This window comes from Bacillus sp. lyk4-R2A-2 (assembly GCF_030209735.1).
In the GTDB taxonomy this organism is placed as follows: Bacteria; Bacillota; Bacilli; order Bacillales; family Bacillaceae; genus Bacillus; species Bacillus pumilus.
Map to the genome: position 1 here is coordinate 447,374 of NZ_JARVRK010000004.1, position 14,863 is coordinate 462,236.

Consider the following 14,863-nt stretch of genomic DNA (forward strand, 5'->3'; position numbering starts at 1 on the left):
AATCTTTCGACAAATTTCGTTTTAGTTTATGCTTAATGGTAAAGGGGAATGTATGATTGATGATTGAGAGAAAAGGGGTCGAAGAAACATGATAGAGATAGAACCAACTCAATTGCTTGAGTCAACAGTAGCCGAGCATATGATTGATGCAGATAAAGTGGCACATGTTCAAATTGGAAATAACCTTGAGCATGCTCTATTGGTCCTTACAAAAACAGGATATACAGCCATCCCGGTATTAGATCCTTCTTATCACCTGCATGGGTTAATTGGAACGAATATGATCATGGATAAGATCTTTGGTTTAGAACGAATTGAATTCGAAAAGCTGGACCAACTGAAGGTAGAAGAGGTTATGCTTACTGATATCCCAAGGCTTAAAACGACGGATCCTGTGCTAAAAGGCGTTCACGCTGTAACGAATAATGGATTTGTTTGTGTCGTAAATGAGGAGCAAGTCTTTGAAGGAATATTTACACGACGTGTTGTATTAAAGCGCTTAAATGAAGTGATTCATGCCGCGAAAAAATGAGCTGAAACCCAGCTTATTTTTTTTGCCTTCATAAGCTATAATTTATATAATGACCATATAGAATAAGAAAAACTTATAGAGAGAAAGGGGACGCCCATGCAGCTTCAGGAGTTACATATGCTTGTTGTGCTAAGTGAAGAATTGAATATGAGAAAGGCTTCGGAGCGGCTCTTTGTCTCTCAGCCTGCTTTATCCCAAAGATTGCAGACGATTGAAAAAGAGTGGGGAACCAAAATCTTTTTTCGTTCTCAGAAAGGGCTCACCGTGACTTCGGCAGGTGAACAGATCATTCAATTTGCAAAAGAGGTGACGGTTGAGCAAGATCGAGTGAGAGAGAGAATCGATGAACTTGAAGGGGAAATTCACGGTACACTAAAGCTTGCGGTTGCATCCATTATTGGACAGCACTGGCTGCCGAAAGTGTTAAAGCGATATGTCGAAAAGTACCCAAATGCGAAGGTATCACTTGTGACCGGCTGGAGTAGTGAAATGCTCAAAAGCTTATACGAGGACCACGTGCACATTGGGATCATTCGCGGAAACCCTGATTGGAAGGGAACAAAGGAATATTTGATGACAGATCATTTATATTTAGTCGATTCCGTTATCAAAGACGTGGACGAGTTAATCGAGACAGAACGCCCGTTTATTCAATTTAAAAGCGACAGCACGTATTATCAGGAAATCCAGCACTGGTGGCATCAAAAATTCAAAGTGTCTCCAAAGCAGACGATTCTAGTGGACCAGATTGAGACGTGTAAACAAATGGCCTACCATGGCATCGGCTACGCCATTTTGCCTTCGGTCACCTTATACGACCACGAAAAAAGTGTTCATAAAACACCGCTTGTTGACGTGAATGGAGAGCAAATCGGACGTGACACATGGCTGCTAGGCTATGAAGCTTCTTTTCAATTAAAACAAGTGCAAGCATTTGTTGGTGTGGTCAAAGAAATGCTTGAAAGTGATGCGGTGTAAGTACCTTCTTGGAAGAGGAAGGTGCTTTTTTAGGTGAATGATCATTTACTTATTGCACGCATATCAAAGCAACAGATAGATGGAGCGAATCATAGAGGAGACTTCGATCTTATGAAAAACAATCAATTAATCAAAATGAACAAACCAGAATGGGGAGATCATTTGCGCGTGAGGTGGCGTGAACGTTTTGCTAGTCATCTTTCAATGAAAGAACAAAACGAGATATCAATAGATGATTTTTTATGGCATTTATGCAGTTTTGGAATGGTTACATGCCTTGAAAATGCTGAAGCGATAGACGCATTTCTTCAACAATCAAAGGATAAGTGTACTGTTTTTTATCAATTTGTTGACGAGGCGTATCTTTTCGAAAATGCCAGCTCTCTTTTAATCAATGATTTACCATATCAATCTAATCATATGGATTATAACGATATGTATGTGATGGATTGGAATGAAAAATGGACATTTGTGATGACGCATGAAACGGCTTATGGTCCATATTTTATTCAAATAGATGAAACGAACGAATGAGAAACCGATGATCTCTTCGATATGAAAAACCCGCCTTCCAATTGGAATGAGCGGGTTTTTCATTGGGTTATCGTATTGATTGGTCAAAGCTTTTTTATGAAATCATTTGACAATGAAAATCATTATCATTTAAAGTGTACATATAATAATTGAAAATGATTATCATTTAGATGAGGTGACCGATAGATGAAAGCACTAATTACATTTGCGAGTATGTCTGGTAATACAGAAGATATGGCAGCGATCATAAAGCAAACACTAGAAGGAATAGGGATCGATACAGAGATGTTGGAATTTGATGATACAAGCGCAGAGGATCTTTCTTCATACGATTATGTGTTCATCGGTTCTTATACATGGGGTGATGGTGATTTACCTTATGAAGCTGAGGACTTTTATGAAGAGGTCTCCACGCTTGAACTAAGTGACATCAAAGCAGCTGTGTTCGGATCTGGAGATTACAGCTACCCGAAGTTTTGTGAGGCTGTCCATACATTTCATGACATGCTCAAATCAACCGGTGCATCTGTGTTTCCTGAAACATTGAAAATGGAGCTTGCGCCTGATACCGATGAGGATGTGGCGTGCTGTCAGGAATTTGCGACAAGCTTTTTAACGTGGGCGGCGCTATCTGAGAAACGAGTTGAAAACCATGTTTCATAAAGGAGCGACAGCTGTTGCTGCATCTAAAAACGGTGGATACTTTGTCGCTGTAAAACGTGAAGGTATTTTTCACTACAGTGTGGAGAGCGGGTGGCAGCAACTGTTTAAGCTCAAGCATAAAATTCATGCCATCAGCTATATTGGACCTTATTTATTCGGTGTTGGTGAAAATGGCACAGTGATTAGATCAGGAGATGAAGGTCATACATGGGCGCTATCATCATTTCCAACAAATGCAGTCGTTTGGTCTATTACAGGACGCAAAGATGGGTTTGTGTGTGCACATGGAAAACATAGTATTTATGTGTCAAATGATTTCGGGATTTCCTGGGAAATTATGAAGCCATTTGCTCATGTGAACCACCCGCCTGTCATTCGTTCCTTATGTGCTGCAGGTGATCACCTTTATATTGGAACACAGATTCATGATGTTCACGGAGGAATATGGGTGTATGACTTGGAGAGTGAACAGGTTTTCCTCCTAAACAGAGAGGAGCACCGGATGACAGCTTCTATGCTGCTCTGTCAGGAGCATCTGCTTGTTTGCGCATTGGGATCAAAAAAAGGCAAAAAGGGATCTGTTCAAATTTTAGATTTACATACCAATATGCTGCATGATATTCAATCACAAGCCTTTGCTAGAGAGGAATCATTTTTGGATGTGTCAGAGGATAATGGCATTGTGTATGTGACGACTTCACAAGACGAACACGGGTTTTCTAAAGTGTATCAGCTTGATATTGAGCAAAAAGAGCTCAAATGGTTTGATACGATCAAAGGACACGGTTTTCGTGTAGCCAATCAAAATGAAAACTTTTTCTGTGCTGGTTTATATGAGAGCAAGTTTGTAAGACCATATGAGGAGCCGGCATTGATTCATTGATAAGGAGGAAGAAAAAGTGACAGAAAAGGTTTTACTCGTGTATGCCACGATGTCTGGGAATACAGAAGCGATGGCAGATCTAATTGAAAAAGGAATCACAGAAGCAGGAGCCGGCGTGGACCGTCATGAAGCGATGGATATTGATGCAGAGCTTCTCAATGATTACACGCACATTATGTTAGGTGCGTACACATGGGGAGATGGTGACCTTCCTGATGATTTTATTGATTTATATGAAGAAATGGAAGAGCTTGATTTAACGGGAAAAGCATTTGCTGTATTCGGTTCCGGGGATACATCTTATGAGCATTTTTGCGGAGCTGTTGACCTAATCGAAGAAAAAGTGAAGGAACTTGGCGGTGACATTGTCCTGCCATCCGTCAAGATCGAGCTAAATCCAGAAGGAGAAGAAGAAGAGAAATTGATTTCTTTTGGCAAACAATTTGTTCATCTTCACCAGCAGGAAGCGGGGTAATCAGTCCCGCTTGTTTTATTTTCCATTGAAGAGTCAACCCTTTCACTTGTCATTAAAACTCTCCTTTGGTACAGTAATGAAGTATAAATTAAGAGGAGGACATACATACATGAAACAAATGGACGCTAATGAAATTATTTCATTTATTCAAAATAGTACAAAATCAACACCTGTCAAAGTCTACATCAAAGGTGATTTAGAAGGTATTGAGTTTGGTGAACATGCAAAAACGTTCATCACAGGAAACACCGGAGTTGTTTTCGGTGAGTGGAGCGACATTCAAGAAGCGCTAGAAACGAACAAAGACAAAATTGAAGATGTTGTCGTGGAAAATGACCGCCGCAACTCTGCAATCCCGATGTTAGATTTAAAGAACATTAAAGCACGTATTGAGCCAGGTGCGATCATTCGTGACCAAGTTGAAATCGGTGATAATGCAGTAATCATGATGGGGGCTTCTATTAATATCGGCTCTGTGATCGGCGAAGGTACGATGATTGATATGAACGTGGTGCTTGGCGGCCGTGCGACAGTAGGTAAGAACTGTCATATCGGTGCTGGATCTGTTCTTGCAGGTGTCATTGAGCCACCATCTGCTAAACCAGTTGTCGTAGAAGATGATGTTGTCATCGGTGCGAACGCTGTAGTTCTAGAAGGTGTAACAATTGGTAAAGGTGCAGTCGTAGCTGCTGGTGCGATCGTTGTGAACGATGTAGAGCCTTACACAGTTGTAGCAGGTACACCTGCAAAGAAAATCAAAGACATTGATGAAAAAACAAAAGGTAAAACAGAAATTAAACAAGAACTGCGTCAGCTTTAATTCATACAATTCGCAGCTGAAGACATAGACGTGGATGATATATCCACGTCTTATTCGTATAGAGGAAAGGAAGCGAGTTCACTTGTTAAATCGTGAGCAATTGATATCCATTCGAAGAGATTTACATCAAATCCCTGAGCTTGGTTTTAAGGAATTCAAAACACAAGCGTACCTCATCAATCATCTTAGTGCTTATTCAAAAGATCAAGTTGAGATAGAAACATGGCGAACTGGACTTTTTGTCAAAGTAAAGGGAACAAATCCTGAGCGCGTATTTGCGTATCGTGCAGATATGGACGGTCTGTCAATTCCTGAGGACACAGGGTATCCATTTCAATCAGTACATGAAGGGAAGATGCATGCGTGTGGACATGACCTTCATATGACCATCGCACTTGGGATCATTGATCATTTCGTTCATGAGCCAATCAAAGAAGATCTATTATTTATGTTCCAGCCGGCAGAAGAAGGTCCAGGCGGAGCTGAACCGATGCTTACAAGTGATGTGCTGAAAAAGTGGACGCCAGATTTTATTACAGCACTGCATATTGCACCTGAATATCCTGTCGGAACGATAGCCACAAAGCCAGGGCTGCTTTTTGCCAATACGAGTGAGCTTGTGATAGATCTTGAAGGAAAAGGCGGACACGCTGCTTACCCTCATTTAGCGAATGATATGGTTGTGGCAGCGAGCGCACTTGTAGGTCAGTTGCAATCGGTTATTTCTCGTAATGTCGATCCTCTTGATAGTGCGGTCATCACGATTGGCACGATTACCGGGGGAACGGCTCAAAATATCATTGCACAGCATGCAAAGCTTGATGGCACCATTCGTACACTTTCACCAGAATCTATGGAAAAAGTGAGAAAGCGAATTGAAGCACTAGCAAAAGGGATTGAAATTGGCTACGAATGCAAGGCAACCGTGCGATACCCTTCATCTTATTACGAAGTGGATAATTCAAAGGAACTGACAGAGGAATTTATGTCATATGTCGCCGGAGAAGGGCTTGCGAATGTGATTGAATGCAGAGAAGCCATGACAGGAGAAGATTTTGGCTACATGCTGAAAAAATACCCTGGATTCATGTTTTGGTTAGGGGTCGATTCAGAATATGGCCTGCATCATGCAAAACTTATGCCTGATGAAAAAGCGATAGAAACCGCAGTAAACGTTATGACGGCTTATTTCAAAAAGCAAGCAGGTGAATGAATAATCAAGCTACCTCCTGTACACCTTATGAACAGGAGGTGTTCTTGATTATGACAAGAATTGGTGTAGAACCATCTTTATCCGATGTAGAAGAACTACTGAAGCAAAAAGGGTATGACGTCGTACGTATTCAAAATGAACAGCAAATGGATCAGTGTGACTGCTATGTAGTCACAGGGCTAGATTCAAATGTTCTTGGCATTTCAGACACAACGACAAAGGCATCTGTGATTACCGCGTCTGGTATGACGGCTGATGAAATTTGTCAAGAAGTAGAACAGCGTGTTCAATAAAACAAACAAGAAAAAGAACCGGTAGATGATCATCCCGGTTCTTTTTGCTCTTTTTCTATATCGAGTACTTCTTTCATTTTTTTGCGCAAGATTCGTTCTACCCGCCATTGCTCCATTGTTTCAGTTTTTGCAATGATGCGCAGTACAAGGGAAGAGGATCCGAACGCCTCCACGCCGACAACTTGAGGGCCTTCGATAATTTGAGGAATGTCTTTTCGTACCTCATCACACGCAGCTTGAAGGGCTGTGATCATTTGATCCACATTCTCTTCTGGAGATAGCTCGATATCAACGAGTGCCTGCATAGTCCCTCTTGAATGATTGCTCACGTTCAATATGCTTCGATTTGGAATAAAATGAAGGGTGCCGTCAAAGCTTCGAAGCTGCGTGGTTCTAAGTCCAATTTGTTCTACGATCCCATCAAAGCCAGCAACTGTTATGTATTCTCCCACATCGAATTGTTTCTCTAATAATATAAAGAATCCTGTCACAATATCACTCACTAGTCCTTGAGCGCCAAAACCGATTGCAAGCCCCACAACGCCTGCGCCAGCTAGCAAAGCGGTCGGGTTATAATGAAATAAGTCGAGGATCATGACAACTAAAATAAAAATCAATATGTAGGCGAAAATATTTAGCGTGAGACTTTGCAGCGTCTGAGCTCTTGATAAAGAGACGTCATGCCTTTCAGAGAAAGTGGAATAGGCACGCTTAATCATCTTATTTCCGATGGCTCTGATGATAAAATAAATCACAAAAATAGCGATTAGTTTTAGCAAAATCATACTGCTATTGAGGATAATGGAAACCCAATCTATTTGTTCAAATGCTTTCATGATCTTCAAAACCTTTCTATGTATGCTCTAATAGAGAAGCTAATCATTTGTTCCCTTCTGCAAGACATGTTAAACTTTTGTTAAGTGAAGCAAGAGATTGTGACAAATCGTTAATTAAATTTATTATTAATTAATATTGACTAAAAACCGCTTAAGTATTATAATTGTAATTGTGAAGTTATTAACTAAATGAGAATTTCAACTTTTGATTCTCATTTTATATACAGCTTAGAAGTCTGTATAAAGATATTATTTTTGGAGGGATTTACATATGGCAGAGCGTTTTGTAGGAAAACAAGCTCCACGTTTTGAAATGGAAGCAGTACTTGCTAACAAGGAATTTGGTAAAGTAAGTTTAGAAGAAAACATGAAGAATGACAAATGGACAGTTCTTTTCTTCTATCCGATGGATTTCACATTTGTTTGCCCAACTGAAATTACAGCAATGAGCGATCGTTATGATGAGTTCGAAGATTTAGATGCTGAAATCATTGGTGTATCTACTGATACAATCCATACGCATCTTGCTTGGATCAACACAGACCGTAAAGACAATGGTCTAGGCGAATTGAAATATCCGCTAGCTGCTGACACAAACCACACAGTATCTAGAGAATACGGCGTTTTAATTGAAGAAGAAGGAATTGCACTTCGCGGTCTATTCATTATCAATCCTGAAGGCGAACTTCAATATCAAACAGTATTCCACAACAATATCGGTCGTGATGTAGATGAGACATTACGTGTTCTTCAAGCATTACAAACTGGTGGACTTTGCCCAGCGAACTGGAAGCCTGGTCAAAAAACACTTTAATTGATAGCTGAAGAAACAGGAGGGTCTAACTAATGTTAGACCTTTTTGTTTCGACACATACAATGGATGGAGGCGCTTCATAATGAAATTACGTCAACCAATGCCAGAACTAACTGGTGCAAAAGAATGGTTAAATGGAGAAGTAACAAAAGAAGATCTAATTGGTGACAAACCAACATTGATTCATTTCTGGTCAGTCAGCTGTCATCTTTGTAAAGAGGCAATGCCTCAAGTCAATCAATTCCGTGATGAATACAAGGATCAACTAAACGTGATAGCCGTTCATATGCCGCGATCAGAGGATGACCTAGATCTGGATAAGATCAAGGAAGTTGCGAAAGAGCATGAAATCACGCAGCCAATTTTTGTGGATAGTGATCATAAGTTAACAGAAGCCTTTGAAAATGAATATGTACCAGCATATTATGTATTTGATAAAACAGGTGCTCTGCGCCACTTCCAAGCTGGCGGAAGCGGAATGAAAATGCTTGAGAAACGTGTCAATCGAGTGCTTTCTGAGTCTGAAAAGGCTGCAGAATAGGCTTCCCCCCATAAATGGGGGTTTTTTCATGGACAAAAATAGGCGACCTATTGCACGGAATGGACTGCGCCTTCCTAAGAAAAGAGAAATTGAGGGAGTTTATTAAAAAATATTCCTGAAACAAAAAGACCTAAAGACCTATTTACATTTTTGTTTTGAAATGAAAATGTAAAGATTTTAACTTTTTACTATTCAGAACATTTTTGCACAAAAGAAATTTCAGTTTGGTAAATAACGATGTAAATCAAGTAGTATAAGTGTTTATTCAAATTTTTTACAATATTTTAAGGTTTGTCAAAAGCCTTTAGTGGCAATGAAATGGATGCCGATTGTTCCTCTTTGGCAAAATTTTAGTTGAAAATACCTATCTGATAACAAACTGTAAAATGATAAAAAAATAGTTGATAAAATTAGTTTTCTAATCTAATATTTACTATAGAATATTTTTTATATGATGAGGGGGAAATCCATTGTTTAATGAGAGGGAAGCGTTACGATTACGATTGGAACAATTAAACGAAGCAGAAGTAAAGGTCATCCGTGAATATCAAATTGAGCGAGATACGATTTATGCAAAATTAAGAGAATTAGACCGTCATGGAACAGGTCTAGTGTCAGATACAAAAAAAGAAGTGCGTACAGAAAGAAAAACGGATTCACTGCCTGTATTAGCTGAACTGGCTGCACAAGAAATGAGAAGCTACCAGCCGCCTGCACAATCACAATCAAATGCTGTATCAACTTTAGGAACAGGACAGCTAAACGGTGCACCTGTAGGTATTCCTGAAGGATCTACAAGACGCAGAAGAGGCACAGCTCGCCCTGGTTCAAAGGCAGCTAAGCTTCGTGAAGCTGCGATTAAAACGTTAAAGCGTCATAATGCAGCGATTAAAAGCTCTGAACTTCAAAAAGAAATTGAAAAAGAGAGCGGTCTTGAAATTCCAAATATGACAACGTTTATGCAAAGCTTAATTAAAATGTATCCTGAAGTGAAAAAGCCATATCGCGGACAGTATATTTTAGAAGGCGATATTCAAACAGAAGACGAATAAATAAAAAAGAAACTGCTGACGAAAAAAGCCAGCAGTTTTTTTATTGCGAGAATTACTTTTTTTGATCAACAGTATAGACAATTTTTCGTTCCTTTGACAGGTGATCACGCTGCTTTTTGAAGCCTTCAATCTTTACTGTCATGACATCTCCATTTTGCTGCACCGCATCGACTTGTGCTTGTAGCGTTTGAACTTGTTCATTCAACTTTTTCAAGATGGGTTCGATTTCTTCCGTTGTTTGCAGGAGGCTGTCTCGAGAGAATGGCTGTGAATTTGTTTGAGCTGACTGGTCAATATCAGCAAAATGAGATGCGATCCATTCCTCACTTTCGGCTAACTGCTTTTGATAGCTTGTGAGCGTTTCATAAAAAATCGCTTCCTTTGCTTTTTCAATTTGCAGTAATTTCTCTTGTGTTTCATAAAAACGCTCCTGCAGGTGTTTTACGCCTTCCTGTAATAGATTGAGCTCTGCGTTTTTATCACCTAATGTTTGCTGCAGTTTCTCAATCACAGCGGATAAAGTATTTCCTTTTTTCTCCTCTTTTGCAAGCCGTTTATCTTGATCTTGCACCCGTTCATTTAATTGTTGAGAGATTTCTTTATATTTGATGACTTTTAAATGCAGCCGGTGTTTTTCTTCCGTTTCTTTCCTTCTATGAAAGGTTTCTTTTTGGAGCATTTCATGAAGAAGGACTATTTTATGTAATAATTCAGATTTGCTGTAGGAAAGATCCTGTATTTTTGAGGCTGCATGATCTTGATCAATGGTCATTTCATCCAATTGTTGCTTTAATTGCGTGTAATCCTTTTTCATCTCGTGATATTCTTGAGTTAACTTCTTGTTTTTAGAATACGTATATGAGGACTGTAAATCAGAGATCATTTGTTGATATTTGGCTGTTTCCGCTTTTAAGTATAAATTCTCTTGAGATAGGTCATGGAATAGGGGAGAAGCATGGCGCCTGTTCATCGATAGACCCTCCTTATTCATGTTACCAATAAAGTATGCGAGATGAGAGTGATTAGAACAACCATATCAAAGGAGGGTGAGTGGATGGACGTAGTCAATGTCATTTTAGCTGGAGGAGCATCCAGACGTTTTGGAGAGCCAAAGGCAAGGTATATGTATCAAGGAAAACCACTATATGAGCATGTGAAAAAGCAGCTTTTGAAAGGACAGATGGTCATCATCAGCCATCCATCACTTCTGACCTTTTTTAAAGAAAGAGGTGAACGAGATGTGTGGTTGGATGATGAACAGGTGCGCGGATGTGGGCCGCTTGCCGGCATGTATACAGCGATGCAAAAGCAAGAAGCAGCATGGTATTTAGTGACGGCATGTGACATGCCTTTCGTGCGGAGGGAGACCGCTGAAGTATTATCGTCCTATTGTAGCGAGCACGTAGATGCTATTATCCCGCTTGTTCAGGGCAGATTACAGCCTTTATTTGCACTTTATCACCGCCGCTGTCTGCCGTCCATTGATGCGTGTTTAAAAGAGAATCAATTAGCCATCAAAGAGTTACTTCAAAGGCTTAAGGTGCGTATCGTCTCAGAAGAGGAACTGAACGTAACACCAAAAGAATTCCGAAATATCAATAAAAGAAGCGATTTACCTGAAAACGGTATGATATGATACATAAAAAATGGTGAGGAGAGAACAGCATTGAATGATCGATATTCAAGACAAATCTTGTTCCCTCCGGTTGGGGAAAAGGGTCAGCGTGCGCTTGCTGACAGTCATGTTCTAATTGTTGGAGCGGGTGCACTTGGAACGGCCTCTGCGGAAGGGCTTGTCCGGTCTGGGATCGGCACGTTGACGATTGTTGATCGTGATTATGTAGAATTTTCAAATTTACAGCGGCAGCAGCTGTATACAGAACATGACGCAAAGGCACATGTGCCAAAAGCAGCTGCGGCAAAAAAACGTCTCCTAGAGATCAATCATGAAGTGACCATACACGCCCTGATTGAAGATGCAGGGGTTGAGCTGTTAAGACCGTTATTTCACAGCGCAAATATTGTCATTGATGCGACGGATAATTTTGAGACGAGAATGGTCATGAATGATTTATCGCAGGAAACGAAGACGCCGTGGATATATGGTGCTTGTGTGAGCAGCCAGGGGATGTATATGACCATTTTGCCAGATAAAACGCCGTGTTTATCGTGTGTCTTTACAGAACTGCCTGTTGGCGGTTTGACGTGTGATACAGCGGGGATTATATCTCCAGCAGTTCAGATGGTTTCTGCTTATCAGCAAACAGAGGCGCTAAAGTATTTAACAGGACATGAAGATCAAATCGAACGGAAATTTGTCACATTTGATCTTTGGCAGGCGACATCGTTTAAAATGGATTTGTCTCTTACTAAGCAGAAGGACTGTCCATCTTGCGGCAAAGATAGAACCTATCCTTATTTACACGATCAGCGTAAAAAAACGACGATTCTTTGCGGGCGGGATACAGTCCAAGTTGTATCTAAGGATCTAGCTAATCTATCATTTCAGCATGTGAAAGAGCGGCTGTCATCCATTTGTGAGGTAGAAGTGAATGACTTCTTAATCCATGTCCGCTATGAATCTTATCGTATCGTCTTTTTCAAAGGTGGACGTGCATTAATCCATGGGACAAATGATGAAAAAGCAGCCAATTCATTACTAGCAAAACTGCTAGGGATATAGGAGTGAAGTGTGATGGAAAGACGTCAGCCAATTCCAGTACAAGAAGCCATTCAAAAAGTCCATCAATATGAAAAGCATGGAGAAGCAGAATGGATGCCTTTAAGAAATAGCCTTGAAAGGTTCATTGCAGAAGATATTTTGGCAGATCATGATGTGCCTGCATTTGATCGGTCCCCGTATGATGGTTTTGCACTTCGGGCAGAAGATACAAAAGAAGCGTCAAGCGAGCATCCGGTTGAATTTGAGGTCATTGATCATATTGGGGCAGGAGTGGTCTCAGCAAAAACCATCGGTCCCTTTCAAGCCATTCGTATCATGACAGGAGCAAAAATCCCGAATGGAGCAAATGTCGTCATCATGCTTGAGCTGACTAAAACCTTTGAAAAAGATGGGAAATCATACATGTCACTTAAAAGACCGCTGAAAAAAGGGGACAATATTTCTCGTCAAGGAGAAGAGGTACTTGAAGGGAATGTGATGCTCAAAAAAGGAACCAAAGTAACTCCGGGCGTTACGGCCTTATTGGCGACATTCGGATATGCGGTAGTTCCAGTTGTCAAAAAGCCAGTGATCGGCATCATCTCAACAGGTACAGAGCTTCTTCAAGTGAGTGATGCGATGGTGGACGGGAAGATTAGAAACAGTAACCTTAGCATGGTTTATGCCCAGATCCTTAAGGCTGGGGGAGAGCCGCTTGATTTAGGCGGTGTGTCCGATGATTTTGACAAAAGCTATCATGCAGTCAAAGCAGCCTTAAGCAAGGTAGACTTCTTAATTACAACAGGCGGAGTTTCAGTAGGTGATTTTGACTTTCTCCCCGCAATTTATGAAAAGCTGGGAGCTCAGGTGCTATTTAATAAAGTGGCCATGAGACCCGGCAGTGTAACGACGGTTGCTGCAATGCCAAATGGTCAACTGCTGTTTGGCCTGTCAGGAAATCCTGCTGCCTGTTTTGTTGGCTTTGAATTATTTGTGAAACCGATGGTCTATAAATGGTCTTTCAAGAAACAGCCGTTACCCGATTTTGCTGAGGCGAAGCTGACACACGATTTCCCAAAAGCCAATCCGTTTACTCGATTTGTCAGAGCGGCACTTGAGTTCACGGGCAGTCAGCTCAGTGTGACCCCAACAGGTCTCGATAAATCAAGTGCCGTGACCTCAATAGCAGAGGCGAACTGTTTCATCGTGCTGCCAGGTGGAACAAGAGGTTTTAAGGCTGGTGATCAGGTGCATGTTCTGCTGTTTCAGCACGAAGGCGAGGGTTCCCCATGCTGGATGACACATTAAGTATATTACAGGTGGTCGGTTATCAAAACAGCGGAAAGACGTCGTTGATTGAAAAGCTCTGTCAGCTGGCTGTACTTGATGAGCTGAAGCTAGGCTGTTTTAAACACCATGGACATGGCGGTAAACCAGATCGTCTTTTGAAAGAAAAAGACACCGATCGATATGTCGGGGCAGGTGCATTTGCCGCTGGCGTAGAAGGAGAGGGTGAATTTCACTTTTCAATGCAGCACATCACGTTAAAGCAATTGCTCAACATGTGTAAGTATCTTCCATTAGACGCGGTCTTGATAGAAGGGTATAAACAGGCACCATACCGCAAAATCGTTTGTGTGAAGAATGAAGAGGAGCTCATTGATCTTTCAACACTTTCCAATATACAAGCAGCTATTTATTTTTCTCAAGAGTTTCAGTTAGCCAAAAATTACTCTTTTCCAGTGTTTTCAGCCTTTGAAAAGGATGCGAATACATTTTGTTATAACTTATTGAAGGGAGGTGGCTCTATTTGAGTGAACTTTTTAAAATAACAAAAGTGCCGATTGATGTGAATGAATTGATTCAGCATGTGACAAGGCGGAAGGCAGGGGCCATTACGACGTTTATCGGGACGGTCAGAGAGTGGACAAACGGTAAGAAAACGCTGCGCTTAACTTACGAAGCTTACATACCAATGGCTGAAAGCATGCTAAGTCAAATTGGACAAGAAATCAAAAATCGGTGGCCTGATACTGAAGCAGCCATTGTGCACCGGATCGGGACACTTGATATAACGGATATTGCTGTTGCGATAGCCGTTTCATCTCCTCATAGGAAGGCTGCATACGAAGCGAACGAATATGCCATTGAGCGAATTAAGGAAATCGTTCCGATTTGGAAAAAAGAATATTGGGAAGACGGGGAAGCCTGGATAGGTGATCAGCTTGAAAAAGTTTCATATCCAGAGGGGAAACCTAGCGAGCTTCAACTTGCAAAGAAAGAAGGTGATCAGCTTGATTAGTGTATTATTGTTCGCCGGCCTTGCTGAGAAGGCCGGTAAACAACAAATCATCATTCAAAAAGATCAAACAACGGTTGATGAGATTAAATTAGAATTACAGGAGGTATATGGTGTTGATGCTGCACAAAATGTGATGGTTGCAGTCAACGAACGATATACGAGGGGAAACGCTGAAGTGCGTAGCGGGGACACTGTTGCATTCATTCCTCCTGTAAGCGGTGGATAATAGATATTAGAGGATTTGGTTATGGCCAGCGGCTGTAAC

General features: G+C 40.9%; 20 protein-coding genes. 18 read left to right on the plus strand and 2 right to left on the minus strand.

Translation table 11 applies throughout. The annotated features are described in order from the left end of the window. Positions 1 to 88 precede the first annotated feature (88 nt). The 9 genes from cbpB to QRN39_RS05100 all read left to right on the plus strand — a co-directional run bounded on the left by cbpB (position 89) and on the right by QRN39_RS05100 (position 6,391). Positions 89 to 532, plus strand: a complete 444-nt coding sequence (gene cbpB, locus QRN39_RS05060) for a cyclic-di-AMP-binding protein CbpB (protein WP_003210874.1) — start codon at positions 89 to 91, stop codon at positions 530 to 532. A 96-nt stretch (positions 533 to 628) separates the two neighbouring features. After that, a complete protein-coding gene (locus QRN39_RS05065; protein ID WP_003211236.1) occupies positions 629 to 1,510 on the plus strand; it encodes a LysR family transcriptional regulator in 882 nt (293 codons plus the stop codon). A gap of 111 nt (positions 1,511 to 1,621) precedes the next feature. Further along, on the plus strand, positions 1,622 to 2,044 hold the full coding sequence (locus QRN39_RS05070) for a DUF4275 family protein (RefSeq protein WP_226805329.1): 423 nt from the start codon (positions 1,622 to 1,624) through the stop codon (positions 2,042 to 2,044). A 186-nt stretch (positions 2,045 to 2,230) separates the two neighbouring features. Further along, complete coding sequence (locus QRN39_RS05075; protein ID WP_003212484.1) at positions 2,231 to 2,707, plus strand: flavodoxin; 477 nt, start codon at positions 2,231 to 2,233, stop codon at positions 2,705 to 2,707. Then, positions 2,697 to 3,590 (plus strand): WD40/YVTN/BNR-like repeat-containing protein, encoded by an 894-nt coding sequence (locus QRN39_RS05080; RefSeq protein ID WP_095117790.1) that lies wholly within the window; start codon positions 2,697 to 2,699, stop codon positions 3,588 to 3,590. Before QRN39_RS05075 ends, QRN39_RS05080 begins: the two co-directional genes overlap by 11 nt. A 16-nt stretch (positions 3,591 to 3,606) precedes the next feature. Further along, the gene (locus QRN39_RS05085) at positions 3,607 to 4,065 is read left to right on the plus strand and encodes a flavodoxin (protein WP_003210879.1); all 459 of its coding nucleotides are present in this window, start codon (positions 3,607 to 3,609) and stop codon (positions 4,063 to 4,065) included. Between the two features lie 109 nt (positions 4,066 to 4,174). Continuing rightward, on the plus strand, positions 4,175 to 4,885 hold the full coding sequence (gene dapD, locus QRN39_RS05090; RefSeq protein ID WP_003212204.1) for a 2,3,4,5-tetrahydropyridine-2,6-dicarboxylate N-acetyltransferase: 711 nt from the start codon (positions 4,175 to 4,177) through the stop codon (positions 4,883 to 4,885). A 34-nt stretch (positions 4,886 to 4,919) separates the two neighbouring features. Continuing rightward, complete coding sequence (locus QRN39_RS05095; RefSeq protein WP_284906317.1) at positions 4,920 to 6,098, plus strand: N-acetyldiaminopimelate deacetylase; 1,179 nt, start codon at positions 4,920 to 4,922, stop codon at positions 6,096 to 6,098. Positions 6,099 to 6,148: 50 nt separating this feature from the next. Then, the gene (locus QRN39_RS05100) at positions 6,149 to 6,391 is read left to right on the plus strand and encodes a YkuS family protein (protein WP_003211408.1); all 243 of its coding nucleotides are present in this window, start codon (positions 6,149 to 6,151) and stop codon (positions 6,389 to 6,391) included. A 29-nt stretch (positions 6,392 to 6,420) separates the two neighbouring features. On the opposite strand, the gene QRN39_RS05105 is transcribed toward QRN39_RS05100, so the two are convergent. Then, the gene (locus tag QRN39_RS05105) at positions 6,421 to 7,227 is read right to left on the minus strand and encodes a mechanosensitive ion channel family protein (protein WP_137054698.1); all 807 of its coding nucleotides are present in this window, start codon (positions 7,225 to 7,227) and stop codon (positions 6,421 to 6,423) included. 271 nt (positions 7,228 to 7,498) lie between these two features. Between QRN39_RS05105 and ahpA the strand changes: the two genes are divergently transcribed. From ahpA to rok, 3 genes are all read left to right on the plus strand, one after another. Then, complete coding sequence (ahpA, locus tag QRN39_RS05110) at positions 7,499 to 8,041, plus strand: biofilm-specific peroxidase AhpA (RefSeq protein ID WP_003211758.1); 543 nt, start codon at positions 7,499 to 7,501, stop codon at positions 8,039 to 8,041. A gap of 82 nt (positions 8,042 to 8,123) precedes the next feature. After that, on the plus strand, positions 8,124 to 8,582 hold the full coding sequence (locus tag QRN39_RS05115; protein ID WP_003211884.1) for a TlpA family protein disulfide reductase: 459 nt from the start codon (positions 8,124 to 8,126) through the stop codon (positions 8,580 to 8,582). Positions 8,583 to 9,052: 470 nt separating this feature from the next. Next, on the plus strand, positions 9,053 to 9,634 hold the full coding sequence (rok, locus tag QRN39_RS05120) for a transcriptional regulator Rok (RefSeq protein WP_003210851.1): 582 nt from the start codon (positions 9,053 to 9,055) through the stop codon (positions 9,632 to 9,634). Positions 9,635 to 9,686: 52 nt separating this feature from the next. Here the strand turns inward: rok and QRN39_RS05125 are convergent, their stop codons facing one another. Then, positions 9,687 to 10,604, minus strand: a complete 918-nt coding sequence (locus tag QRN39_RS05125) for a coiled-coil domain-containing protein (RefSeq protein ID WP_050945137.1) — start codon at positions 10,602 to 10,604, stop codon at positions 9,687 to 9,689. An 84-nt stretch (positions 10,605 to 10,688) separates the two neighbouring features. Between QRN39_RS05125 and QRN39_RS05130 the strand changes: the two genes are divergently transcribed. The 6 genes from QRN39_RS05130 to moaD are packed head-to-tail and all read left to right on the plus strand — an operon-like array spanning position 10,689 to position 14,824. Beyond that, positions 10,689 to 11,270, plus strand: coding sequence for a molybdenum cofactor guanylyltransferase (locus tag QRN39_RS05130; protein WP_284906322.1), 582 nt, complete (start codon positions 10,689 to 10,691; stop codon positions 11,268 to 11,270). 30 nt (positions 11,271 to 11,300) lie between these two features. Beyond that, positions 11,301 to 12,317 (plus strand): thiazole biosynthesis adenylyltransferase ThiF, encoded by a 1,017-nt coding sequence (locus QRN39_RS05135; protein ID WP_003211141.1) that lies wholly within the window; start codon positions 11,301 to 11,303, stop codon positions 12,315 to 12,317. 9 nt (positions 12,318 to 12,326) lie between these two features. After that, positions 12,327 to 13,604 carry a molybdopterin molybdotransferase MoeA gene (locus QRN39_RS05140; RefSeq protein WP_284906326.1) on the plus strand — a complete coding sequence of 426 codons (1,278 nt, stop codon included), beginning with the start codon at positions 12,327 to 12,329 and terminating at the stop codon, positions 13,602 to 13,604. Then, entirely contained in the window at positions 13,586 to 14,110 is a 525-nt protein-coding gene (mobB, locus tag QRN39_RS05145; RefSeq protein ID WP_284906327.1) for a molybdopterin-guanine dinucleotide biosynthesis protein B, read from the plus strand. Before QRN39_RS05140 ends, mobB begins: the two co-directional genes overlap by 19 nt. Beyond that, positions 14,107 to 14,598 (plus strand): molybdenum cofactor biosynthesis protein MoaE, encoded by a 492-nt coding sequence (locus QRN39_RS05150; protein ID WP_284906329.1) that lies wholly within the window; start codon positions 14,107 to 14,109, stop codon positions 14,596 to 14,598. The genes mobB and QRN39_RS05150 overlap by 4 nt, the downstream gene beginning before the upstream one ends. Beyond that, positions 14,591 to 14,824, plus strand: a complete 234-nt coding sequence (moaD, locus tag QRN39_RS05155; RefSeq protein WP_044142043.1) for a molybdopterin converting factor subunit 1 — start codon at positions 14,591 to 14,593, stop codon at positions 14,822 to 14,824. Before QRN39_RS05150 ends, moaD begins: the two co-directional genes overlap by 8 nt. The last annotated feature ends 39 nt before the right edge of the window (positions 14,825 to 14,863 follow it).